22 protein-coding genes are annotated in these 22,573 nt (G+C 63.7%); 12 read left to right on the forward strand and 10 right to left on the reverse strand.

The annotated features are described in order from the left end of the window. The first annotated feature begins 30 nt into the window (after nucleotides 1–30). The 5 genes from OOZ51_RS16240 to OOZ51_RS16260 all read left to right on the forward strand — a co-directional run bounded on the left by OOZ51_RS16240 (nucleotide 31) and on the right by OOZ51_RS16260 (nucleotide 4,738). The gene (locus OOZ51_RS16240; RefSeq protein ID WP_265980805.1) at nucleotides 31–1,308 is read left to right on the forward strand and encodes an ABC transporter substrate-binding protein; all 1,278 of its coding nucleotides are present in this window, start codon (nucleotides 31–33) and stop codon (nucleotides 1,306–1,308) included. Nucleotides 1,309–1,388: 80 nt separating this feature from the next. Next, nucleotides 1,389–2,399, forward strand: coding sequence for a carbohydrate ABC transporter permease (locus OOZ51_RS16245; protein ID WP_416346395.1), 1,011 nt, complete (start codon nucleotides 1,389–1,391; stop codon nucleotides 2,397–2,399). A 1-nt stretch (nucleotide 2,400) separates the two neighbouring features. Next, entirely contained in the window at nucleotides 2,401–3,285 is an 885-nt protein-coding gene (locus OOZ51_RS16250) for a carbohydrate ABC transporter permease (RefSeq protein WP_416346396.1), read from the forward strand. After that, nucleotides 3,282–3,539 carry a hypothetical protein gene (locus tag OOZ51_RS16255; RefSeq protein WP_265980806.1) on the forward strand — a complete coding sequence of 86 codons (258 nt, stop codon included), beginning with the start codon at nucleotides 3,282–3,284 and terminating at the stop codon, nucleotides 3,537–3,539. The genes OOZ51_RS16250 and OOZ51_RS16255 overlap by 4 nt, the downstream gene beginning before the upstream one ends. Nucleotides 3,540–3,673: 134 nt before the next feature. Next, nucleotides 3,674–4,738 carry a LacI family DNA-binding transcriptional regulator gene (locus tag OOZ51_RS16260; RefSeq protein WP_265980807.1) on the forward strand — a complete coding sequence of 355 codons (1,065 nt, stop codon included), beginning with the start codon at nucleotides 3,674–3,676 and terminating at the stop codon, nucleotides 4,736–4,738. Between the two features lie 11 nt (nucleotides 4,739–4,749). On the opposite strand, the gene OOZ51_RS16265 is transcribed toward OOZ51_RS16260, so the two are convergent. The 6 genes from OOZ51_RS16265 to OOZ51_RS16290 all read right to left on the reverse strand — a co-directional run bounded on the left by OOZ51_RS16265 (nucleotide 4,750) and on the right by OOZ51_RS16290 (nucleotide 9,815). After that, complete coding sequence (locus OOZ51_RS16265) at nucleotides 4,750–5,619, reverse strand: DUF8083 family protein (protein WP_265980808.1); 870 nt, start codon at nucleotides 5,617–5,619, stop codon at nucleotides 4,750–4,752. A gap of 33 nt (nucleotides 5,620–5,652) precedes the next feature. After that, nucleotides 5,653–6,459: an exodeoxyribonuclease III gene (locus OOZ51_RS16270; protein WP_265980809.1), complete on the reverse strand. Its 807-nt coding sequence runs from the start codon at nucleotides 6,457–6,459 to the stop codon at nucleotides 5,653–5,655. Between the two features lie 64 nt (nucleotides 6,460–6,523). Beyond that, the gene (locus OOZ51_RS16275; protein ID WP_265980810.1) at nucleotides 6,524–7,090 is read right to left on the reverse strand and encodes an HdeD family acid-resistance protein; all 567 of its coding nucleotides are present in this window, start codon (nucleotides 7,088–7,090) and stop codon (nucleotides 6,524–6,526) included. A gap of 48 nt (nucleotides 7,091–7,138) precedes the next feature. After that, on the reverse strand, nucleotides 7,139–8,371 hold the full coding sequence (locus OOZ51_RS16280) for an acetyl-CoA acetyltransferase (RefSeq protein ID WP_265980811.1): 1,233 nt from the start codon (nucleotides 8,369–8,371) through the stop codon (nucleotides 7,139–7,141). Next, nucleotides 8,368–9,048, reverse strand: coding sequence for a CoA transferase subunit B (locus OOZ51_RS16285; RefSeq protein WP_265980812.1), 681 nt, complete (start codon nucleotides 9,046–9,048; stop codon nucleotides 8,368–8,370). Before OOZ51_RS16285 ends, OOZ51_RS16280 begins: the two co-directional genes overlap by 4 nt. Before the next feature lie 26 nt (nucleotides 9,049–9,074). Further along, the gene (locus OOZ51_RS16290) at nucleotides 9,075–9,815 is read right to left on the reverse strand and encodes a CoA transferase subunit A (protein ID WP_265980813.1); all 741 of its coding nucleotides are present in this window, start codon (nucleotides 9,813–9,815) and stop codon (nucleotides 9,075–9,077) included. Between the two features lie 216 nt (nucleotides 9,816–10,031). On the opposite strand from OOZ51_RS16290, the gene OOZ51_RS16295 reads away from it, so the two are divergent. From OOZ51_RS16295 to OOZ51_RS16325, 7 genes are all read left to right on the forward strand, one after another. Further along, on the forward strand, nucleotides 10,032–10,829 hold the full coding sequence (locus tag OOZ51_RS16295) for an IclR family transcriptional regulator (protein WP_416346397.1): 798 nt from the start codon (nucleotides 10,032–10,034) through the stop codon (nucleotides 10,827–10,829). 211 nt (nucleotides 10,830–11,040) lie between these two features. Then, on the forward strand, nucleotides 11,041–11,712 hold the full coding sequence (locus tag OOZ51_RS16300; RefSeq protein WP_265980815.1) for a fasciclin domain-containing protein: 672 nt from the start codon (nucleotides 11,041–11,043) through the stop codon (nucleotides 11,710–11,712). Between the two features lie 72 nt (nucleotides 11,713–11,784). After that, a complete protein-coding gene (locus tag OOZ51_RS16305) occupies nucleotides 11,785–13,191 on the forward strand; it encodes a cryptochrome/photolyase family protein (protein ID WP_265980816.1) in 1,407 nt (468 codons plus the stop codon). Nucleotides 13,192–13,419: 228 nt separating this feature from the next. Further along, on the forward strand, nucleotides 13,420–14,919 hold the full coding sequence (locus OOZ51_RS16310; protein WP_265980817.1) for a CoA-acylating methylmalonate-semialdehyde dehydrogenase: 1,500 nt from the start codon (nucleotides 13,420–13,422) through the stop codon (nucleotides 14,917–14,919). Continuing rightward, the gene (locus OOZ51_RS16315; RefSeq protein ID WP_265980818.1) at nucleotides 14,919–15,965 is read left to right on the forward strand and encodes an enoyl-CoA hydratase/isomerase family protein; all 1,047 of its coding nucleotides are present in this window, start codon (nucleotides 14,919–14,921) and stop codon (nucleotides 15,963–15,965) included. Before OOZ51_RS16310 ends, OOZ51_RS16315 begins: the two co-directional genes overlap by 1 nt. Beyond that, the gene (mmsB, locus tag OOZ51_RS16320) at nucleotides 15,958–16,881 is read left to right on the forward strand and encodes a 3-hydroxyisobutyrate dehydrogenase (RefSeq protein ID WP_265980819.1); all 924 of its coding nucleotides are present in this window, start codon (nucleotides 15,958–15,960) and stop codon (nucleotides 16,879–16,881) included. The genes OOZ51_RS16315 and mmsB overlap by 8 nt, the downstream gene beginning before the upstream one ends. A gap of 77 nt (nucleotides 16,882–16,958) precedes the next feature. Continuing rightward, nucleotides 16,959–17,738, forward strand: a complete 780-nt coding sequence (locus OOZ51_RS16325) for an enoyl-CoA hydratase (RefSeq protein WP_265980820.1) — start codon at nucleotides 16,959–16,961, stop codon at nucleotides 17,736–17,738. Nucleotides 17,739–17,870: 132 nt separating this feature from the next. Here the strand turns inward: OOZ51_RS16325 and OOZ51_RS16330 are convergent, their stop codons facing one another. From OOZ51_RS16330 to OOZ51_RS16345, 4 genes are all read right to left on the reverse strand, one after another. Next, a complete protein-coding gene (locus OOZ51_RS16330) occupies nucleotides 17,871–18,377 on the reverse strand; it encodes a MarR family winged helix-turn-helix transcriptional regulator (protein ID WP_265980821.1) in 507 nt (168 codons plus the stop codon). Between the two features lie 29 nt (nucleotides 18,378–18,406). Then, nucleotides 18,407–20,125: an AMP-binding protein gene (locus tag OOZ51_RS16335; RefSeq protein ID WP_265980822.1), complete on the reverse strand. Its 1,719-nt coding sequence runs from the start codon at nucleotides 20,123–20,125 to the stop codon at nucleotides 18,407–18,409. A 262-nt stretch (nucleotides 20,126–20,387) separates the two neighbouring features. Beyond that, the gene (gene nadE, locus OOZ51_RS16340; RefSeq protein WP_265980823.1) at nucleotides 20,388–21,209 is read right to left on the reverse strand and encodes an NAD(+) synthase; all 822 of its coding nucleotides are present in this window, start codon (nucleotides 21,207–21,209) and stop codon (nucleotides 20,388–20,390) included. 159 nt (nucleotides 21,210–21,368) lie between these two features. Then, nucleotides 21,369–22,391: a LacI family DNA-binding transcriptional regulator gene (locus OOZ51_RS16345; RefSeq protein ID WP_265980824.1), complete on the reverse strand. Its 1,023-nt coding sequence runs from the start codon at nucleotides 22,389–22,391 to the stop codon at nucleotides 21,369–21,371. Between the last annotated feature and the right edge of the window lie 182 nt (nucleotides 22,392–22,573).

The raw sequence follows: 22,573 nt of genomic DNA on the forward strand, positions 1-22,573 counted from the left end.
ACCTGGCCCACTCATCGAGGAGTCCCCAGCATGAACACACGCAAGTACCTTCTGCCGGCCGCTGTCGCCGGCGTGCTCGCCATTTCCCTGTCCGCCTGTGGTGGCGGCGGAGGCGGCGGCACATCCACAGGCGGCGGTGACGCAAGCCTTGACGGCCGTGGCCCCATTACTTACGTGCAGGGCAAGGACAATTCCAATGTCATCCGCCCGACCATCGACAAGTGGAATGCAGCCCACCCGGACCAAAAGGTCACCCTCAAGGAGCAATCCGACCAAGCCGACCAGCAGCACGAGGATCTCGTGCAGCACTTCCAGGCAAAGAGCACGGAATATGACGTTGTAAGCGTCGACGTCGTATGGTCTGCCGAATTCGCGGCCAAGGGCTACCTCCAGCCGCTCAAGGACAAAATGGCTCTCGACACGGCGGCGCTGCTGCCCGCGACGGTCAAAGCCGCGACATACAACAGCACCCTCTATGCCGCCCCTGTGTCGTCTGACGGCGGCATCCTTTACTACCGCAAAGACCTCGTGCCCACGCCGCCCAAGACGTGGGACGAGATGATGGGTATGTGCTCCGTTGCCAAGTCCAACAACATCGGCTGCTACGCGGGCCAGTTCCAGAAGTACGAAGGCCTCACAGTCAACGCGGCCGAGGCCATCAACACCTTCGGCGGCAAGATCGTGGATGACTCCGGCAAGGCAACGGTCAACTCGGCGGAGGCCAAGACGGGCCTCGGCAAACTGGCCGAAGCGTTCAAGAATGGGAACATCCCTGCAGAGGCCATCACCTTCCAGGAGGAGCAGGGCAGGCAGGCTTTCGAAGACGGCAAACTCCTGTTCCTGCGCAACTGGCCTTATGTGTACAACCTTGCGAAGACCGATGGTTCCTCCAAGGTCAAGGACACGTTCGGCATTGCACCGCTCCCCGGCCAAAGCGGCCCGGGTGCGTCCTCGCTTGGCGGCCACAGTGCAGCGATCAGCGCGTTCTCCAAGAACAAGGCGACGGCGCTTGACTTCCTGAAGTTCCTCACGGATCCCGAGCAGCAGAAGTTCTTCGCGACGCAGGGCTCCCTCGCCCCGGTCCTCTCGAGCCTCTACACCGACCCGGCGCTCGTGGCGAAGCTTCCGTACCTCCCGGTCCTTCTGACCTCGATCCAGAACGCCGTGCCGCGCCCGGTCACGCCGTTCTACCCCGCCGTTACGAAGGCCATCGAGGACAACTCGTACGCCGCAATCAAGGGTGAGAAGTCCGTGGACCAGGCCCTCACCGACATGCAGGCCGCCCTCCAGGCAGCCGGCGCGAAATAGCCCTCATGACGGGCGGTCCGGCGTCGCAGTCGACGCCGGACCGCTCCGTCGCCCCTTGACAGGGGAGAACAGGAGTCACCATGTCCACAGAAGTCCCGGCACGGTCCGAGGCCACGGCCACCCCGACCGCACCGCATCGCATGCCGGGGAGGGAGAGCGCGGACCGCAAGCAGGTCACACAGGGGCGTTGGGCGTCAATGCTGCTCCTGCCCACGCTCGTCCTGCTCGCCGTCGTCATTGTCTACCCAGTCATCAACGCGGTCACCATGTCCTTCCAGAAGGACGCGGGCCTCAATCCTGTGACCGGGTTCTTCGAGCAGGGCGGATTCGCCGGCATCGACAACTACGTCCACTGGCTCGGTCAGCAGTGCAACGGCCAAGCATGCCCGCCCGGCACCCTTGGCTCGGAGTTCTGGAGCGCGATGGGCACCACGTTCTTCTTCACGATCGTCACTGTCATCCTGGAGACGGTGCTCGGATTCTGGATGGCGATCATCATGGCCCGCACGTTCCGGGGTCGCAGCGCGATTCGTGCGGCCGTCCTCGTGCCGTGGTCAATCCCGACCGCCGTGACCGCGAAGTTGTTCTTCTTCATGTTCGCGTTCGAGGGCATCATCAACAAGCTTCTCGGAACCCAGATCCTCTGGACCGGCTCCGAATGGCCTGCCCGGTGGGCCATCATCATCTCGGACGTCTGGAAGACGACGCCGTTCATGGCCCTCCTCATCCTCGCTGGCCTCCAGCTCATTCCGGACGAGGTGTATGAAGCCGCGAAAGTCGACGGCGCATCTGCATGGCAGCGCTTTACGCAGATCACACTCCCGCTGGTTAAGCCCGCACTCATGGTCGCGATCCTCTTCCGTACGCTCGACGTGCTGCGCATGTACGACCTCCCGGCCATCATGACCGGTGGCGCCAACAATACGACGACTCTCTCGATTCTCGTGGTCGACCAGATCCGTGAAGGTTTCAACAGCGCCGGCGCGGTCTCGACCATCACGTTCCTGACGGTCTTCCTCGTCGCATTCATCTTCGTCCGCTTCCTCGGCGCCAACGCTGTGGGCGCGGCGACCTCCTCGGGAAAGAAATGACATGAGCACCGCCACCGCAACCGCTACCCGTACCGCCCCGGTCCCCATGCGCCGTCGTTCATTCAGCTGGGCACCGGCCCGGACGTACATCCAGGCCGCCATCATCCTCGTCTGGTGCCTTGCGCCGTTCTACTGGATGATCGTCACGGCCTTCCGCGACACGGGATACACCTTCGAGTCGACGCCGTACCCGAATCACATCACCCTCGATAATTTCGGGACGGTCTTCGACGAGAGCCTGGGCAACCACTTCGCCCGCAACTTGCTCAACAGCGTCATCGTCGCCGGCATTACCACGCTGGTCGCCCTCGTGGTCGGCGTATTCGCCGCCTACGCTCTCGCGCGCTTGAACTTCCGGTTCAAGTTTGCCGTCATGGGATTCATCCTGGGGGCTTCGATGTTCCCGGGCGTTGCCTTGGTTACGCCGTTGTTCCAGCTGTTCACGAACATCGGGTGGATGGGCACCTACCAAGCACTCATCATCCCGAGCATCTCGTTCACCCTCCCACTCACGGTGTATACGCTGACCTCGTTCTTCCGGGAGATGCCTTGGGAGCTCGAGGAGTCCGCGCGCATCGATGGATGCACCCAGGGGCAGGCCTTCCGTAAGGTCATCCTGCCGCTCGCGGCACCTGCGACGTTCACGACGGCGATCCTGGCCTTCATCGGGGCATGGAACGAGTTCCTCATCGCGAGCCAGCTTTCCTCCGAGCAGACGAAGACCGTGACCGTGGCCATCGCTTCCTTCACTGGAGCCCAGCCGCACCAAGAGCCCTACACCGCAGTCATGGCTGCCGGAACCATTGTGACTATCCCGCTCGTGATCCTGGTGTTGGTGTTCCAACGCAAGATCGTTGCCGGCCTGACTGCGGGCGCCGTCAAATGACCGAGGGCGCACATAGCAATAACGATCCCCACCCCGATCGGAAACGGGTCCGCTCAGCCGAGGACTTGGACCTCATCATTGGCTTCCTCGGCTTCTGGGGATTGGTTCTGTTCGTCGTGACAGTTGGCGCAGAACTCACTGCCCAGCCCGCCCTGGGCTGGGCAGGGGGCCTCCTGGCCGTGGTGCTGGCCATATGGGTACTGGTTCGGATGCGCCGTAAGCTTCCGCCCAGGACCGGCAGGCGCATCACCTGAGCAGCGTTTCTAACAGGGGCGGTCCGAAATAAGTAGCGCGGAATCGGCGAAGGGCGACCAGGCGGAATACGCTGGCTATCTGCCGTCTGGGAAGGAACCCTCGGCTTCCGCACGGATTCTTTGAGGGGGCTCAAGTGGCAAAAACGAACGAACGGTCCCAGCGTGGCGGCCACGCAGGAGCCAGCATTGAGGATGTCGCCCTGGCCGCAGGCGTTTCCACCGCCACGGTTTCGCGCGCGGTGCGGGGCCTTCCCCGAGTATCTCCGGCTACGCGGGAAAAGATCCTAAGAGTAGCCGGAGAACTCGGGTATGTGGCGTCGTCGTCCGCCTCTGGCCTGGCCACGGGCCGCACCAAAACCGTCGGCGTCCTCGCCCCGTATGTGGACCGTTGGTTCTTCTTCAAAGCCATCGAGGGCGTAGACCGCGAGCTTCACGCCCGCGGCTACAACCTCTCCCTGTTCAACCTGGGTGGGCAGCGTGGAGCGCGGGAACGCCTGTTCAGCAAGACCATGGTCTACAAGCAAATCGATGCACTCCTGGTCCTCTGCATGTCCCTGACGTCCGAAGAAATCGCCGATCTCCAAAGGATCGACATTCCCCTGGTGATCGTCGGCGGTCCGGTGGAAGATTGCCCGAGCATCGGCATTGACGATTACGCCGCGTCTGTGGAAGCAACCATGCATCTGCTGAACCTGGGACATCGCGAGATCGCATTACTCCATGGCCAAGACGACTCCGACCTGAATTTCACGGTGCCGCGGCTTCGCGTCGACGGTTTCACTGATGCCATGACGAGCGCGGGCTTTTCCATGCCACCGGAATGGGACATTTTCGGAAACTTCACGGTGGGCAGTGGCCAGCAAGCCTTCGACGAGCTCTGGGACAAGCCCGGACGCAAGCCGACGGCGATCTTCTGCGCTTCCGATGAAATGGCCATGGGCGCCATGTTGCAGGCTCGCCGCCGCGGAGTCCGGGTACCGGAAGACTTGTCCATTATCGGGATCGACAACCACGAATTCTCCGAAGCCATGGGACTAACCACCGTGGCCCAGGATCCCGTTGAACAAGGCCAGCTGGGCACGCGCATGTTGCTGGACGAATTGGCCGGCGCCACAGGCTCCGTACGGTCCATGAAGGCGGCGCACCGGCTGATCGTGCGGGAATCCACAGCCCCGCCTGCGCCAAAGCCCAGCAGCTAAGAAGCCCGAAGTCAGGAAGCCCGGGCCAGCTGCCTGATGGGGATCCAGCGGGAAGCGAGTCGGCGGTAGGCCGCGGCGGCTCCCGTCATGTCGCCCTCGGCCAAGCACTCGATGCCAAGCCGGACATCCATCGGCGATTCATCCGGGTACACCTTGTCTGCCACCGCGCCGTAGTCCAGCTCGACCATGGACTGCACGTGGAACAATTCGAGCCATTCGGTGAGCTGAGTGAGGTCATCGAGCATGTCCAGGTCAGGCGCGGCGAGGGCAAGATTGGCTACGGCGAAGCGTGCGCGGTCCAGGGCATCAGTCAGTGAGGCCCAGACCCTAACGGTGAGGATGCGTCCGCCGGATTCCACGACGTCCTTGCGGTCCGACTCCTGGAACAGCGAGAACCAGCTGAAGGGGATTCCCCAGGTGGAGGCCCTGGTGTGGACGCGCTTTGCGTCGTGACTGGCATTGATGCGGTCGATGCGGGCCTGGTGCCGGTCGCGCTGGTCCACGGGGATGAGCAGCTCCGCGAGTGGTCCGTGGATACCTTCCATGAGGGCGTTGGCCGCCAAGCCTGCCCGGATCACCAGTTGGCTGGGGCAATAGAGCAGCCGCCCGGCGTCGGGGTCGTTCAGATCTCCGGAAGGAAGCCGGGTGATGCGGACCAGGTCAGTGCTGCCGGTGGGGAAAGGATCCCCGCCTTTTCGGGTGACCCGTCCAAGGGAAGCGAGCAACTCGGCGTTCTCGACGGCGGCCCGCGAACCGTTGCGCGTACCGCTCGCCACGAGCTGCTGCCGCTGGTCCTCCGGGAAGGCTTCGAGTGGTTCGTAGACGCGCAGAGCTGAAGAGAAGGGCAGTCCCGCTTGACTCCCGTATAGCTTTCCGCTCATCGCGGGCCCGCCTCCTCCATCAATTGTTGCTGCTCAGTCCGTAAGCTCCACGATCACGGGAGCGTGGTCCGAGGCGCCTTTGCCCTTGCGCTCCTCGCGGTCGATCGAAGCTCCAGTGACGCGGGCGGCCAGCGCGGGGGAGGCCATGACGAAGTCGATCCGCATACCCTCCTTCTTGGGGAACCGGAGCTGGGTGTAGTCCCAGTAGGTATAGACGCCGGGCCCGGGAGTGTACGGGCGGACGACGTCGGTGAAACCAGCCGCTTCGAACGCACGGAAGGCCTCGCGCTCAGGCTCGCTGACGTGAGTGAGTGCGTTTTCTCGGAAGAAGTCGATGTCCCAGACATCGTCATCCAACGGGGCGATGTTCCAGTCCCCCATGAGCGCCACCTGGGTATCCGGGTTCTCCGTGATCCAGCTGGCGGCGTGGCCTTTCAGGGTGTCCAGCCACTTGAGCTTGTACGGCATGTGTTCGTCGTCCAGGGAACGGCCGTTGGGAACGTACAGGCTCCACACCCTGACCCCGCCGCACGTTGCCGCGATCGCGCGGGCTTCCTGGACAGGGTCCTTGCCGGCTTTTCCGAAGGCAGGTTGGTCAACAAAGGTGCGTTCGACGTCGTCGAGCCCCACTCGGGAGGCGATCGCGACACCGTTCCATTGGCTCACACCGAAGTGGGCCACCTCGTAACCCATGCGTTCGAAGAGCTCCCACGGGAAGTTGTCGTCCTTGCACTTGGTTTCCTGCATGGCGAGGACGTCGCAGTCACTACGCTGCAGCCAGGCCTCCACACGGTCGGCACGTGCACGGAGCGAATTCACATTCCAGGTAGCTATCTTCACAGCCACTAACTTACCGAACTTGGGACCTAGCGCATCCCCTCACGGCGGATTGCCCCGCAAAGGACTAATGCGCGAGCATCACCGAAGAGGTGGCGCGCCTGCGGAGCTTGATGCCAGAGACGATCAGCAGCAAACCAACGACGGCGGCGTATGTCGCCAGCAGCGCCACCACGCCCAGGAACCCGGCTCCGGGATTGACGAGCACAAAAAGCCCAAACAAGGTGGTGACCAACCCTGTCAACATCCAGAGCCACCAAGCCCTGACGGTCGTCCTTGTGTCCATGGCAAGGATGATTTGCGAGATCCCCAGGACCAGGGCCCAAGCTCCTATGAGGAAGCCAAGCGCCGCGGCGGTGATGCCCGGCCACGAAACCGCCACGAGGCCGGTCGCGACCGAGATGAAGCCGCCAATCATGCTCCAGCGGGAGTGGCGTGCGGGATCGTAGAAGTAATGGGCCATGTCAGTGAGTCCGTCAGTGATGGCGTAGACGCCGAACACGTAGACGAGGGCAAACACAGTGGCGACCGGCAAGGAAGCAACCAGGAATGCCAAGAGAAGGGCCAAGGCTCCCCGGAAGATGAGTGCCGTTCCGGAATGCTGAAACAACTTGCGTCCTGCGGTGTCGGACATAGCGTCAGTTTAGACCCGCGCCGGTAGCTGGTGAAGTGGGCGCGTGCCTTAGATCGACTCCAAAATCGAGACGTAATTCGCGATGCCCACGCCACCCATGTTCTGCACGGCACCGCGGCGGGCGTTGGGCAGTTGCATGGCGCCCGCAGTGCCCGTGAGCTGCATGGCCGCGATGACGTGTTGGGACACACCGGTGGCACCGACGGGGTGGCCCTTGGCCTTGAGCCCGCCGGACACGTTGACGGGCAGCTTGCCGTCCTTGTAGACCCAGCCTTCCTGCACCGCGCGGGAGCCTTCGCCCCTCGGCGTCAGTCCCATGGACTCGTACATGAGGAGTTCGGCGATCGTGAAGCAGTCGTGCACTTCAGCGAAGTCCAGTCCTTCGATCCCGATGCCTGCCATCCCCAGTGCGCGCTCCCAGGACACGCGGGTGGCGGCGAACTCGGTGGGGTCGCGGCGCTCTGCAGGGAAGAAGCCGTTCGCATGCCCGAAGCCCGCCAGCCGCACCGGTTCAGTAGCAGCGCCCGACGCCGGGCCAACGGAAAGCACGACGGCGGCAGCGCCGTCGGACACGGGGGAGCAGTCCGTGCGGCGGAGCGGTTCGGCAACCATGGGGTTCTTCTCGGAAACCGTCCGGCAGAACTCTTCACCAAAGTCCCTGTGCATCTGCGCGTAAGGGTTGTCCATGCCGTTGTGGTGATTCTTGGCTGCGATGGAGCCGAGGACGTCACCTAGGCCTCGGGCAAAACCAGAGCCTTCGATGCCAGAACCACGAATGCCCGCGCCGTAGCGCTTCTCGTAGTGCTTGGCTACCTCGGCGAACAGCCCCGTGAAGCCAGTGGTGGAGGCCTTGCCTGCCATCTCGTAGGACGCGCCAAGGAGTGCGGCACCGACAACGTCGGCCCCGGCGTCGGTCATCTTCTCGGCGCCGATCACCAGGACGTTGCGGGCGGTCCCGGCCAGCACGGATTTCACGCCCTGTTGGAATGCCGCGGAACCGGAGGCGCAGGCGTTCTCCGTTCGTGTGGCCGGCACGTTGGCCAGGTCTTGGGACAGCTGCAGGGCGAGTGAGGACGTAAAGCCCAGGGGCTGCATGCCCGAGTTGAACTGGCCGAGGTAGATTTCATCGATATCCCGTGGCTCAAGGCCCGAGTTCTGGATGGCCTCCGCGGACACCTGGACGATCAGGGATTCCAGCGTCTGGTCCGTGAGTTTGCCGAACTTGCTGTGCCCCCAGCCGGTGAGGAGGACGTCTTTGCCGAACTGGTTTTGCAGGCTCATGCGGTGGCTCCTTCGAGAGCGGATTCTTCCAATGCGACATCGAATGACGCCTCAGTTTTTTCACGAAGCTCTTCGACGGTGACCCCGGGCGCGAGGCGGGTCAGCGTGAGATGCCGCCCGCCGTCGTCGTTCTTGTGGAGATCGAACACTGCAAGGTCGCTGACAATGCGGTCCACTACCTGGAGGCCAGTCAGTGGCAGGGTGCACGCCCGGACGATCTTGGCGCTCCCGTCCTTGGCATTGTGTTCGGTGAGGATCACCACGCGCGGTGTTCCCGCCACCAGGTCCATGGCGCCGCCCATGCCCTTGACCATCTTTCCCGGAATGGTCCAGTTGGCGAGGTCGCCGTCGCCTGAAACCTGCATGGCGCCGAGGATGGCAACCTTGACATGTCCGCCGCGGATCATGCCGAAGGACGTTGCAGAGTCGAAGATGCTGCCGCCGGGCAGGACCGTGACGGTCTGCTTGCCCGCGTTGATGAGGTCGGCGTCTTCCTCGCCTTCATAGGGAAAGGGTCCCATGCCGAGCAGCCCGTTTTCGCTTTGCAGCACAACCCGCACGCCGTCTGGCAAGTTGTTGGCTACAAGGGTGGGGATGCCGATACCAAGATTGACGTAGTCGCCGTCATTGAGTTCCTGGGCCGCAATGGCGGCCATTTCGTCGCGGGTCCATGCCATGGTGATACTCCTTCGCTAGTGGGTGCTTAGACGGCCAGGGCTTCAGTGCGGGACCGGACTGTACTAGAAAGCCGCGGGCGCACTGTGCGCTGCTCAATGTCCTTGGTGCGGTTGCTCGCCTGGACCAGCCGCTGGACGTAGACGCCGGGCGTCACGATGTGGTTGGGGTCCAACTCGCCCGGCTGCAAGATCACCTCGGCCTCTGCGATGGTCACGATTCCCGCCGTCGCCACCACAGGGTTGAAGTTCCGGGCTGTGTAGCGGTAGATCAGGTTGCCGTCGGTGTCCGCGGTGTGCGCGTGGACCAGCGCGACGTCGGCGACGATCCCGCGCTCGCGGACGTACGTGACGCCGTCGAACTCTTCGAGCGGCTTGCCTTCGGCAACCAAAGTTCCGACGCCGGTCCGCGTGTAGAACGCGGGGATGCCGGCACCGCCGGCGCGAAGCCGCTCGGCGAGGGTGCCCTGGGGAGCGAACTCGACCTCGAGTTGGCCGGAGAGGTACTGCTCGGCGAAGAGTTTGTTCTCACCCACATACGAGGCGATGACCTTGCGGACCTGGCCGGCTTCGATGAGAACGCCAAGCCCTTTGCCGTCAATGCCCATGTTGTTGGAAACCACTGTCAGGTCTTTGACGCCCGAATCGCGGACGGCGTCGATCAGGTCCGCGGGGATGCCGCTGAGCCCGAAGCCGCCGACGGCGAGGGTCTGGCCGTCGCGCAGGACGTCCTGCAGCGCCTCGCCGGCGCTGTGTTGGATTTTGGCCATGGCATGTCCTCGTCGTTGAGTCGGTCGTTTTGTAGGAGGGCCGCTTCGTCGCGATCCACTTTGTGGACAACCGTCTGGGCAAGTCGTCTGAGAAACGAGCTTAGGTTGGTCTTGTGCGGAGGGTCAACGGTGCTTCAGCCTCGAAAAAGGCTGATTTTGCATAGTGTGGACGCTAGTCTTGGAAGTGTCCACATTGTGGAGGAATTCTCTAGAAAGGTGCGTGGTTTGAGCGATCAGCCGCAAAACAAGCCGGTGCAAGGTGCCCAGGTGGTGGGCCGCGTTGCCGCACTCCTGAGGCTCGTGGGGCGCAAACCGGAGGGCATGTCCATCGCTGGCCTGGTCCGAGAGTCGGGACTGACGCGCCCGACGGTGCACCGCTTGCTTGCCTCCCTCGCCGCCGAAGGCCTGCTGGACCACGATCAGCGGACTGGAATTTGGATCCTGGGCCCGGAGATTTTCCTGTTGGGGTCCGTGGCGGCGGCCCGGTTCCCGTTTGAGGACCTCGCCCGGCCCAGCCTGCGCCACCTGGCCGAGGAGAGCGGGGAGAGCTCCTTCTATTCCATCCGGCGCGGTCACGAAACCGTGTGCGTGCTCCGCGAGGAAGGCAGCTTTCCCGTGCGCTCCTTCGTGTTGCACGAGGGCGTCAGGTTCCCCCTCGGCGTGGCGTCGGCCGGGACCGCCATCATGGCCTTCCTTCCGGAGGAGGAACAGGAACTCGTTCTGTCCAACTGGGAACGGCATGCAGGAGAATTCGCCGCCGGCCATACCGAGAGTGTGGTGCGCCGGAACCTGGAACAGACCCGGTTGGCCGGGTACTCGGTGAATCCCGGTTTGGTTCTCGAGGGCAGTTGGGGGATGGCGGCCGCCGTTTTCGACCAACTCGGCAGGCCCATCGGGGCGTTGTCCCTCACCGGCATCGAGCCGCGATTCCGCCCCGAGAGGCAGGAATTCCTGGGCAAACTGCTCATGGAAGAAGCCCACAGGATGAGCGCGGCAAGAACCGACCACCTTTGAGCCGCAACTGGGGCACCCAAGCCGAGATCCGGCGTCGGGGGCTTCCATAAGTGGTCAGTTCTTGAGGGCACCCAAATTTAGTTTTGAAACCCACCCATCCCTGCAGCCCACACCTCCGAATAGCTGGCATAAGGACTTAGCCGCAAAGGTGAAGTGCTTTCACGCCGGATCAACCGGCACCGAATGTCAGTCCGTTTGAAGGAGAAATGTCATGCTTTCTACAAAGCGCACGTCTTTTGCGATCGTCGGCCTCGCCGCTACCGCCCTGTTGGGCCTCACTGCTTGTGGCGGCTCCGCTTCCACGGCGAGCCCGTCGTCGGCCGCTCCGAGCTCCTCGTCCACCATGAAGTCGACCCCCTCCGCTTCGGCAAGCGCCGCGATGGACCCGACCAAAGACCTAGTCGGCCCGGGCTGTGCAGGCTACGCTTCCCAGGTTCCCAGCGGTGCAGGTTCCGTTGCCGGCATGGCTCTCGACCCCGTAGCCGTGGCCGCTTCCAACAACCCGTTGCTCAAGACCCTCACGGCCGCTGTGTCCGGCAAGCTGAACCCCAAGGTGAACCTGGTGGACACGCTTAACGGCAGCCAGTTCACTGTCTTCGCTCCTGTGGACAGCGCGTTTGCCAAGATCCCCGCCGCCACGATCGAGACCCTCAAGACCGACGACGCTCTCCTGAGCAAGATCCTGACCTACCACGTAGTCCCCGGCCAGCTGACCCCGGACCAGATCGTGGGCACCCACAAGACGGTTGAAGGCGGCTCGGTGACCGTCACCGGCACCAAGGATGCCCTCAAGGTTGACGGAGGATCCGCCGTGATTTGCGGTGGCGTCCACACCGCCAACGCCACGGTGTACCTGGTTGATAGCGTGCTGATGCCGAAGTAAACCTGCCCGGATTGTGCCCCTTAGGATTCGTCCTAGGGGGCACGATCTTTGCACCAAATTCGAGGGGGATTAGTGAAGCCGGCACTTGTGTGGTTCCGGGACGATCTGCGCGTCGCTGACAACCCGGCGCTGCGGGCGGCAGCCGACGACGGCGCCGCCGTCGCGATCTACGTCTTCGACGAGGAATCGCCGGGCATCAGGCCGCTGGGAGGCGCTTCCCGCTGGTGGCTGCACCATTCGCTGCTCGCCCTTCGCGAGGACCTCGCCGCCCTGGGTGTCCCGCTCTTGCTGCGCCGCGGACCCGCAGCGGAAATCATCAAGGAAACCGCGACGGCGATCGGTTCCGGTGCGCTGTACTGGAACCGCCGCTACGGCGAAGCAGAGCGAACGCTCGACGCCGGCCTCAAGGCTTGGGCACACGAGTCCGGGATGCACGCGGAGAGTTTCCAGGCCTCCTTGCTGCACGAACCGTGGGCCGTCACCACTAAACAAGGCGGACCCTTCAAGGTATTCAAGCCTTTCTGGCGGACAGTGTCAGGGTTGGATTTCCGCGAGCCGTTGGACGCTCCGGAGCCAGGCCGCGGTTTTTCCGGCCGGCTACCGGAGCGGGAGGAACTGGACTATTGGGGATTGTTGCCGCGGAACCCCGATTGGTCTGCAGGATTGTCTGAAGCCTGGCAGCCGGGTTCGGCCCAAGCGCACGAGTTCCTCGATGACTTCGTGGAAGACGGGCTGGCGGACTATTCGGTGAATCGCGACCGTCCGGACCTGCCGGGCAGCAGCAGGTTGTCACCGTTCCTGCGCTGGGGCCAACTCAGCCCGTTCGAGGTGTGGCATGCCCAGCAGCGCCGGCGTCGGGAAATCGGCGACGCTGCGGCTGTCTTCGCCTCGGAACTTGGGTGGCGTGAATTCTGCTGGCACCAATACTTCCACCACCCGGACCTGGCAACCGCCAACCTGCGGACGCGGTTCGACCACTACCCGTGGGCGTGGCCCGCCTCCCAGGGCTCCGCCGGCCGGAGCCTCGAAGACGGCGGCGCCGGCCAGGACGCTGCCGACCTCCTGCGCGCATGGCAGGAAGGCCGCACCGGCTTCCCCTTGGTGGACGCCGGACAGCGGCAATTGTGGCACACGGGGTGGATGCACAACCGCGTTCGGATGGTTTCCGCGAGCCTTCTGGTGAAGAACTTTGGCATCCATTGGCAACTGGGCGAGCAATGGTTTTGGGACACGTTAGTGGATGCCGATCCTGCCTCGAATCCCGCGAACTGGCAGTGGGTTGCCGGTTCGGGCGCGGATGCCTCGCCGTTCTTCAGGATCTTCAATCCGGAGACCCAGGCCGCGAAATTCGATCCCCAAGGTGGCTACGTTCGCCAGTGGATCCCGGAGTTGGGCACCCCGGCCTATCCAGGGCCTGTGGTGGACCTCAAAGCCTCGCGCCAGGAGGCACTGGATGCCTACAGCACCCTCGCTCGTTGAGGCTGGCCACCACTAGCTACCACCTTTGCGCCCGAACATCCGAGCAAAACCCGAGTTCCGGCGTCGGGCGTTCCCAAAGGTGGTCCGGAGTTGAGGGTGGCAGCTGGAGTCCTCTAGAAATTAGTAGGAAGTCCGAGTATATTCGGGATCAAAGACGTCCCGGAGCACAGTTGGACATGTGCCTTCGAGGCCGATGGCGAGCATTCCCCATATGCAAAGGAGCATTCCATGGTGCGCGAACTTTCCCACTACATTGACGGCCAGAGGATCGACGGGACCTCCGGACGGTTCAGCGATGTCTACGATCCTTGCACGGGCGAAGTTCAGGCAAAGCTTCCCTTGGCCAGCGCTGATGAGGTCAGGAACGCGATCGCCAACGCGGAGAAAGGCCAGCTCGAATGGGCTGCCATGAACCCGCAACGCCGCGGCCGGATCCTGCTGAAGTTCGTGGACTTGGTCAACGAACACATGGACGAGCTCGCTACGCTTCTCTCTTCTGAGCACGGCAAGACCTTCCCCGATGCCAAGGGCGACATCCAGCGTGGCATCGAGGTGGTGGAGTTCGCCGCCGGTGCGCCGCACCTCCTCAAGGGTGAATTCTCGGACAACGCCGGAACCGGGATTGACGTCCATTCCCTCCGCCAACCGCTCGGCGTCGTCGCGGGCATCACGCCCTTCAACTTCCCGGCCATGATTCCGCTCTGGAAGTCCGGCCCCGCCCTGGCGGCCGGCAACGCCTTCATCCTCAAGCCTTCGGAGCGCGACCCCTCGGTGCCACTGCGCCTGGCCGAGCTCTTCACCGAGGCCGGATTGCCGAACGGCGTCTTCAACGTCATCAACGGCGACAAGGAAGCGGTGGACGCCCTCCTCGAGGACCCGCGGGTGAAGGCCATCGGCTTTGTCGGATCCACGCCGATAGCCCAGTACATTTACGCTACGGCGGCGGCCCACGGCAAGCGCGCCCAGTGCTTCGGCGGGGCCAAGAACCACATGGTGATCATGCCCGACGCCGATCTGGACATGGCCGCGGACGCCCTCATCGGCGCAGGCTTCGGCTCGGCCGGTGAGCGTTGCATGGCCATTTCCGTTGCAGTGCCGGTTGGACAGGAAACCGCGGATCAGCTCGTCTCCAAGTTGCAGGACCGCATCAAGGGCCTGAAGGTGGGCCCGAGCCTGGCCAAGGATTCGGACTTCGGCCCGGTAGTGGCCGCCTCGGCGAAGGAGCGGATCGAGGGCTACATCCAGGCCGGCGTCGACCAAGGCGCCACGCTTGTCACGGATGGGCGCGGCCTCACAGTCGAAGGGTACCCGCAAGGTTTCTGGGTTGGCCCGACCCTCTTCGACAACGTCACTAAGGACATGTCCATCTACAAGGAGGAGATCTTCGGCCCAGTCCTGAGCGTCCTCCGCGCGTCCGACTACGAAGAAGCGCTGCGGCTCTGCTCCGAGCACGAGTTCGGCAACGGCGTCGCGATCTTCACCCGCGACGGCGACGCCGCACGTGACTTCGCCAGCCGCGTCGAAGTGGGCATGGTGGGCATCAACGTCCCCATTCCCGTTCCGATTGCCTACTACACCTTCGGCGGTTGGAAGGCATCCGGCTTTGGCGACCTCAACCAGCACGGCGCGGACGCCTTCCGCTTCTACACCAAGACCAAGACGGTCACCACCCGTTGGCCCTCCGGCATCCGCCAGGGCGCCAGCTTCGTGATGCCGGCCGGCAGCTAGTGGCGGAGGTTCTGTTCGAGAAGCGGGGCCACCTCGGCGTCGTTACCTTGAACCGTCCCCAGGCCGTCAACGCCCTCACGGCCGGGATGGTTCACGCCATGTTGGAGCAACTCACCGCATGCGCGGCCGACGACGCCATCAAGACGGTTTTGGTGCACGGCGCCGGAGACCGCGGGTTGTGCGCGGGTGGAGACATCGTGGCGATCTACGACGACATGCTGCGCCACGGGGACCAGACCGCGGACTTCTGGGCTGCGGAGTACCGCTTGAACTCTCTCATTGCCCGGTACCCGAAGCCCTACGTGGCCTTCATGGACGGGCTGGTCCTCGGAGGCGGCGTCGGGATCTCCGCCCACGGCTCCGTCCGTGTGGTCACCGAGCGGACCCGTACCGGCATGCCGGAAACCACTATCGGTTTTGTGCCCGACGTCGGCGGGACCCTTCTGCTGTCCCGCTCGCCGGGAGAGTCAGGCACCCACGCAGCGCTCACGGGTGCCCACTTGAGCGGGGCCGATGCCCTGTTCCTGGGGCTCGCGGACCATTTCGTGCAGTCCGAGAGCCTGCCCGCGCTGGCGGAAGCGCTGGAAAGCTCGACGGCGGAGGCCGCCGTCGAGCGCTTTGTGCAGGAGCCGCCAGCCTCGGCACTGTCTGGCCAGAGTGACTGGATCGACGCCGCCTATGCCTCGGACGACGCCGAGGAAATCGTTGGCAGGCTGCGCGCGGCCGGAGGGGAAGCCGCTGAGGCCGCGGACACGATCGAGGCGAAGTCGCCCACAGCCGTGAAAGTCACCCTGGAATCGTTGCGACGCGTCCGGGAACTCTCGCTGGAGGAGGCCTTGGAACAGGAATACCGCGTCGGTATGCGGTGCCTGATCGGGCCGGATTTCCGGGAGGGGATTCGCGCCCAGGTGGTGGACAAGGACCGCAACCCACAATGGAAGCCGGCTTCCCTGGCCGAGGTGTCGCAGTCCGCCGTCGACGGCTTCTTCGCGCCACTCGGCGACCGTGAACTCAAACTTCATTCAAAGGAGTCCCGCCATGTCTGAAAACGCCGCTTCCGGCACCATCGCTTTCCTCGGCCTCGGCCACATGGGCGGCCCGATGGCCGTGAATCTTGTCAAAGCCGGGTATCAAGTGGTCGCCTACGATCCGGTGCCGGCAGCGCTCGAGGCCGCCCGTGAACACGGCATTTCCACGGTTGATTCCGCTGAGGAAGCCGTTGCCGGAGCTTCCGTGGTCCTGACCATGCTGCCCAGTGGCAAGCACGTCCTGGACGCCTACCGCGGATTGGACGGAAGGCCGGGCCTGCTCGCGGTTGCCCCACCGAACACGCTGTTCCTGGACTGTTCCACCATCAACGTCGACGAGGCCCGGGAAGCTGCGGCCATTGCGTTGGAAGCCGGACACCGTTCCGTGGATGCCCCGGTTTCCGGGGGCGTAGTGGGGGCGGAAGCCGGAACCCTGACCTTCATGGTGGGTGCGCTGCCGGAGGACTTCGAAACCGTGAAGCCGATCCTGGAACTCATGGGCCGGCGAATCGTGCATTGCGGTGACCACGGAGCCGGGCAAGCCGCCAAGGTCTGCAACAACATGATCCTGGGCGTTTCGATGATTGCCGTCAGCGAGGCATTCGTCCTGGGCGAGAAGTTGGGCCTGACGCACCAAGCGCTGTTCGATGTCGCCTCCAACGCCTCCGGGCAATGCTGGGCCCTGACCACCAACTGCCCCGTTCCAGGTCCGGTTCCCACCAGCCCGGCCAACCGCGACTACCAGCCCGGATTCGCCGGAGCGCTCATGGCCAAGGATCTGCGGCTTGCGGTCAACGCGCTCGAAAGCACCGGAGTGGACGGGCAGATGGGACACTTGGCATCGCAGATTTACGATGCCTTCGCGGCCGAAGGCGGAGCTGGGCGCGACTTCTCCGGCATCATCACGGACATCCGGGACAAGTCCGCCAAGTAGCCTTGGCGGTAAGTTCCGGGTAACCGACAAAACGTGGGCAACACGCAAAAGTGAGCAACCGACAAAAGGGGCACGGCTTGACGCAGCAGTACGAAAACATCCTGGTGGAACTCCGTGGTCGGGTGGGCTTGGTCACCCTGAACCGGCCCAAGGCACTCAATGCGTTGAACCAGGCCACCATGGATGAGCTGGTGGCCGCCGTTTCCACCATGGATTCGGACCCCGGGGTTGGCGCCGTGGTGATCACCGGCTCCGAGAAGGCCTTCGCGGCCGGCGCCGACATCAAGGAGATGGTCTCCAAGGGGTACATGGAAATGTATGCCTCAGACTGGTTCCGCGGCTGGGAAAACCTGACGCGCCTGCGCATTCCCGTGATTGCCGCAGTGTCAGGCTTTGCCCTGGGTGGGGGCTGCGAACTTGCCATGATGTGCGATTTCATCATTGCCGGGGACAACGCGAAGTTCGGGCAACCGGAGATCAACCTCGGTGTCATTCCTGGCATGGGCGGCTCGCAACGGCTTACCCGCGCCGTGGGTAAGGCGAAAGCGATGGACATGATCCTCACTGGGCGGTTCATGGATGCCGAAGAAGCAGAGCGCGCGGGACTCGTTTCCCGCGTAGTGCCAGTGGATTCCGTTGTGGAGGAGGCCCTGAAGGCTGCCGAGTTGATCGCCTCCAAGTCCAAGCCGGCTGCCATGGTGGCCAAGGAGGCCGTCAATGCGGCCTTCGAAACCGGCCTGTCCCAGGGTGTCCTGTTTGAGCGTCGGATTTTCCACTCATTGTTTGCCACCGAGGACCAGAAGGAAGGCATGGCGGCGTTCACCGAAAAGCGCCAGCCGGAGTTCAAGCACCTTTAGTCCCCACCGGCTCCCAGCCTTCGCAAGCTCAGGCCGGGGCCCTCGCCGGCGTGGGCCCACCCATCGATTGCTCAGTAAACGCCGTTTTGAGAGCCCAAAACGGCGTTTACGGAGCAATGGATTGAAAGTTCGTCAGTCCGCGAAGTCTCCGGCGGCCTTGCGGAAGTCGCCCAGCACACGGATCAGGTGTTCGACGTCGTCGTCCCCGAAGCCGGACTGGCCGAACACTTCACTGTTGAGGGCCGCCGTCGCGCGCTTCGCGAGCGTGCGGCCCTCAGCGGTGAGCTCGATCAACGTGGTGCGCCCGTCAGTGGGGTGCGGGGAGCGGACCACGAGGGCTGCCTTTTCGAGGCGGTCGACGGCGTTGGTCACCGACGTCGGATGCACCTGGAGCAGCGCACTGGCTTTGTTCATGGGCAGCGCTCCGCTGCGGGCGAAGCTGAGCAGTGCCAAAAGCTCGTAGCGTGCGAAGGTCAGGCCGAACGGCTTCAGCACGCCCTCGATCCGGGCAAGCAGGATCTGCTGCGTGCGCATGATCGCGGTGATGGCCGCCATGGGCGCGGCGACTTCGCCCCAGCCGTGGCGTTCCCAGTTTCGCTGGGCGTCCGCGATGGGGTCGCGGGGGAGCGGGCTGCCCACGGTGCCTCCTGACATTAGTTGATGGCTGCCTATTCTTTCAGACCCGGGAACTCGTCCTCGGAGTACTCGACGCCCAGACCGGCAGGCAGCGGACCGTCGCCGTGGCGGGCCACCTCCGTGCCTCGAAGTTCGACACGCCGGATCTTGCCGGAAATCGTCTTGGGCAGCTCGCCGAATTCGAGCCGCCGGATGCGCTTGAACGGAGCCAGATGCTGCCGGCAGTACCTGAGGATGTCCTCCGCCACAGCGGGCCCGGGCGCGTACCCGGCAGCGAGCACCACGAACGCTTTGGGTACCGAGAGCTTGACCGGATCAGGAGAAGGCACGACGGCGGCCTCCGCCACTGCGGGATGTTCGATCAGGACGCTTTCGAGTTCGAAAGGCGACAGGCGGTAGTCGGAGGATTTGAAGACATCGTCGCCGCGGCCCACGTAGGTGATAACGCCGCTCCCGTCCCGGCTGGCCATGTCGCCCGTGTGGTAATAGCCGTCGCGGAAGGCCTCGGCCGTCTTTTCAGGGTCGCCGAAGTAGGACTTCATGAGGCCCACGGGGCGAGGGTCCAAGCGCAAGCAAAGCTCGCCGTCGTCGGCCTCTTCACCGGTGGTCGGGTCAACGAGCACCACGTCGTAACCGGGCAATGGGCGCCCCATGGAGCCGGTCTTGACCGGCTGCCCGGGGGTGTTGGCGACCTGAACGGTCGATTCCGTCTGGCCGAAGCCGTCACGGATGGTCTGGCCCCAGGCCCTCTCCACTTGCCCGATCACCTCGGCGTTGAGCGGTTCGCCCGCCGAAACCACCTTGGTGGGCGGGGTTTTCAACAGGGTCAAGTCCGCTTGGATGAGCATGCGCCACACCGTGGGCGGGGCGCAGAAACTCGTGACGCCTTCGCGCTCCATCTGTTCCATGAGGGCTTTCGCGTCGAAGCGATCGTAGTTGTAGACGAAGACGCAGGCCTCGGCGATCCACGGCGTGAATACGTTGGACCACGCGTGCTTGGCCCAACCGGGAGAAGCCACATTGAGGTGGACATCCCCGGGTTCCAGGCCGATCCAATACATGGTGGACAAGTGGCCGACTGGATAGGACGTGTGGGTGTGCTCCACCAGTTTGGCTCGCGACGTGGTGCCTGACGTGAAGTAGAGGAGCATCGTTTCGTCGGCGGCGGTGGGGGCGTCCGGGGTGAACTCGGTCTCGGCGGAATCGGCTTCGGAGTACTGGAAGGCGGCTGGGTGCAGGCCGCCGTCGCCCACCTCGATCAGGGTGTAATCGCCGGGCACTTCGGCGAATTTGGCGATGTTGGCGCTCCCGACGGCGGCCCAGCGGGCGCCGCCGCGCTCCACGCGATCCGTGATGTCGCGTGGGCCCATGAGAGTTGTGGTCGGGATGAGGACCAGGCCCAGTTTGATCCCGGCGAGCATGAGTTCCCACAGCTCCACTTGGTTGCCAAGCATGATGATCATGCGGTCGCCACGGCGGACACCCTTGCCGCGGAGCCAGTTGGCAAGCTGCGAGGACCGTGCTGAGAGTTCCGCGAAGCTGCGGCGGGTGGAACTGCCGTCCTGTTCGACGATGACCAACGCCGGTTTGTTGGCCATGCCTGGGTTGGCTGCGATCTGGTCGAACCAGTCGAGGGCGAAGTTGAACTCGCTGAAGCGGGGCCACTGGAATTCGCCATGTGCCTGGGAGTAGTCGGTGCGCAGCTCAAGGAGCCGATCGCGGGCTGCGCGGAAGTCGTCGGTGACTGTCATTGTCTGCCTTTCGCCGGCGCGTATGGGATCAGCGCGGAACAGGGACAAGCTGGCCGTGTGATCCGCCTCACCTGCAATATACTAGGACATCCAAGGGTTTGGAAGGGGCGGTGGGACGCGAATAGGCAGGGTGCGGCCCGTCACGCCAGGCACACTTTTGCGGGATTACGACGGCGGCGCCCCCGTCACGGCGCGGCAGACCGCCGTCGTGCGCTGCAAAAAGTCGCTCAGCGTGACGGCGTGGCCCCGATTAAGGCGACTGCTACTTCCACCAGGTATCGAAAATAGTGACCGGAACCGTCCGCTTGTGCCGGGTGCGCAGGTACTTCTGCTCGATGGACTCAGCCACCTCGTCAGGGACCTCCCGGCCTTCAAGGTAGTTGTCGATCTGGTCGTACTTGATGCCGAGCTCGTCCTCGTCGGTGCGGCCCGGTTTGCCGTCCAGGAGATCGGCGGTGGGGACCTTGTCCCAAATGCGGGATGGGGCGCCCAGTTCCGCGAGCAGTGCACGGTTCTGCCGCTTGTTGAGGCCGAAGAGCGGCAGGATGTCCGCGCCGCCGTCGCCGAACTTGGTGAAGAACCCGGTGACGGATTCAGCTCCGTGGTCCGTGCCGATCACCAAGTAATTGTGCTCGCCGGCGAGGGCGTACTGGGCGGTCATGCGGGCCCGGGCCTTGGTGTTTCCCTTGTGGAAGTCAGAGATGCGAGCGCCCGTGGTCTTTTCGAACTCGTCCTCGAAGCCGTCCACTGCCCGGGAGATGTTGAACGTCCATTCTGTCTTGGCCTGGATAAAGTCCAGCGCGGCTTGGGCGTCGTCTTCATCATGCTGGGCGCCGTAGGGGAGCCGGACCGCCACGAAGTTTGCCTCGACGCCCTCGGCTTCGAGTTCCTCGACGGCCAGCTGTGCGAGTCGCCCGGCGAGGGAAGAATCCAGCCCGCCGGAGATGCCCAAGACGAAGCCCTTGGTGTGCGTGGCCTTGAGGTATTCCTTCAGGAATGTGACGCGTTTGCGGACCTCCCCGGCAGGGTCGATCCGGGGCTGGACGCCCATTTCCGCAATGATCGTGGCCTGGAGTGTGCGCATGTCCCCAACACTAGTAATGAGTGCTCGAAACACTCAACTGTGTCACCCAATGTGTTGTACCGCGGAGTGCCGGTACCCACCCAACTGACTGGCAATAGATGTCGTTATGAGGGCCCAAAGCGACATCTATTGCGAGTTACTTGGGAAGCTCTGGCCCATTTAGTGCGCCGGTGCGGCCCCCGTCGACGCCCGGACAGTGAGGTGCGTGGGCATGACGGCCAGGCGCCGGCTGGTGCCGCCGTACTGTGGATTCAGCCGGGAAAGGAGCATCGAGACGGCTACGCGCCCAGCTTGTTCAATAGGGGAAGCCATGGTGGTCAGTGGAGGGTTGCAGAAATCGGCTCCGAAGATGTCGTCGCAACCCACAATGCTCATGTCCTCGGGCACGCGGATGCCGCGTTCGCGCAGCCGCTGCAGCATGCCGATGGCCAGCAGGTCATTGAAGACGATGCATGCCGTGGCTCCCGTGTGCACGGCAGCGTCCGCGGCAGCTGCGCCAGACGTCGTCTTGGGGGCGAACGGCCCCACGCTGGATGTGGTCAATTCCCGTTCCTTGGTCTCAACCTGGAATGCCTGCCACCGCTTGGCATTGGACCAAGAGGTGGCCGGGCCTCCGACGAAGCAAATCTTCGTGTGGCCCAGCGAGACCAGGTGTTCCAGCGCCTGGATGATGGCCGACGGCGTATCGATCACCACGGTGGGCGCAATTGCGGGGGCCCGGTTGATGGTGACCAGGGGCTGCTGCGCCGCTGCCTCAGTTAGCTGTTCGTCCGTCAGGCGGGACGCGGCAAGGATGAAACCATCGGCTGAGCGGCGCATTTTCTGCAAGGCATCTGCCTCCATATCCGCTGATTCCTCGGTGTCCACAAGCAGTTGCGTGTAGCCGGCAGCCTTCAATTGGTGCTGCGTACCGCGGATGATGTCGAAGTAGAACGGGTTGGTGATGTCCGGGACTAGGACGGCGACGGTTTGCGTGCGTCCTGAGCTCAGTCCGCGGGCCTGGGAACTTGGTATGTAGTTCAATTGCGCGGCTGCTTCTTCGATACGCTCCCGCGTCACATGGTTCACTCTCCCGGGATTGGTCAGGGCCCGCGAGACGGTGGACGTTGCCACTCCTGCAAGCTCGGCGACGTCGCGGATAGTGGGCTGCTTGCCCGGTGACTGGAGCTCTAGTTCTGGCATGGTCTGGGTATTCCTCATCTGCCGCTGCCCCTCAACAATGAGTGACTTGTCCCACAATTGCAGCACCGATGACAATTTTTGGCAATCGCTTGTCATCCCTATTGCGTATGCCTAGACTCGGAGCAATCACTCGATGTGACGCGCACCACGCCATGAGGTCATCGGGTTTCCAGGGAGGAAAA

This window comes from Arthrobacter rhizophilus (assembly GCF_026241105.1).
Lineage (GTDB): Bacteria > Actinomycetota > Actinomycetes > Actinomycetales > Micrococcaceae > Arthrobacter.

Excerpts from the sequence above, each read along its gene's own strand:
- OOZ51_RS16240 (WP_265980805.1), top strand. The coding sequence starts at position 31 with ATGAACACACGCAAGTACCTTCTGCCGGCCGCTGTCGCCGGCGTGCTC.
- OOZ51_RS16245 (WP_416346395.1), top strand. The coding sequence starts at position 1,389 with ATGTCCACAGAAGTCCCGGCACGGTCCGAGGCCACGGCCACCCCGACC.
- OOZ51_RS16250 (WP_416346396.1), top strand. The coding sequence starts at position 2,401 with ATGAGCACCGCCACCGCAACCGCTACCCGTACCGCCCCGGTCCCCATG.
- OOZ51_RS16255 (WP_265980806.1), top strand. The coding sequence starts at position 3,282 with ATGACCGAGGGCGCACATAGCAATAACGATCCCCACCCCGATCGGAAA.
- OOZ51_RS16265 (WP_265980808.1), bottom strand. The coding sequence starts at position 5,619 with ATGAGCGGAAAGCTATACGGGAGTCAAGCGGGACTGCCCTTCTCTTCA.
- OOZ51_RS16275 (WP_265980810.1), bottom strand. The coding sequence starts at position 7,090 with ATGTCCGACACCGCAGGACGCAAGTTGTTTCAGCATTCCGGAACGGCA.
- OOZ51_RS16280 (WP_265980811.1), bottom strand. The coding sequence starts at position 8,371 with ATGAGCCTGCAAAACCAGTTCGGCAAAGACGTCCTCCTCACCGGCTGG.
- OOZ51_RS16285 (WP_265980812.1), bottom strand. The coding sequence starts at position 9,048 with ATGGCATGGACCCGCGACGAAATGGCCGCCATTGCGGCCCAGGAACTC.
- OOZ51_RS16290 (WP_265980813.1), bottom strand. The coding sequence starts at position 9,815 with ATGGCCAAAATCCAACACAGCGCCGGCGAGGCGCTGCAGGACGTCCTG.
- OOZ51_RS16300 (WP_265980815.1), top strand. The coding sequence starts at position 11,041 with ATGCTTTCTACAAAGCGCACGTCTTTTGCGATCGTCGGCCTCGCCGCT.
- OOZ51_RS16310 (WP_265980817.1), top strand. The coding sequence starts at position 13,420 with ATGGTGCGCGAACTTTCCCACTACATTGACGGCCAGAGGATCGACGGG.
- mmsB (WP_265980819.1), top strand. The coding sequence starts at position 15,958 with ATGTCTGAAAACGCCGCTTCCGGCACCATCGCTTTCCTCGGCCTCGGC.
- OOZ51_RS16335 (WP_265980822.1), bottom strand. The coding sequence starts at position 20,125 with ATGACAGTCACCGACGACTTCCGCGCAGCCCGCGATCGGCTCCTTGAG.
- nadE (WP_265980823.1), bottom strand. The coding sequence starts at position 21,209 with ATGCGCACACTCCAGGCCACGATCATTGCGGAAATGGGCGTCCAGCCC.
- OOZ51_RS16345 (WP_265980824.1), bottom strand. The coding sequence starts at position 22,391 with ATGCCAGAACTAGAGCTCCAGTCACCGGGCAAGCAGCCCACTATCCGC.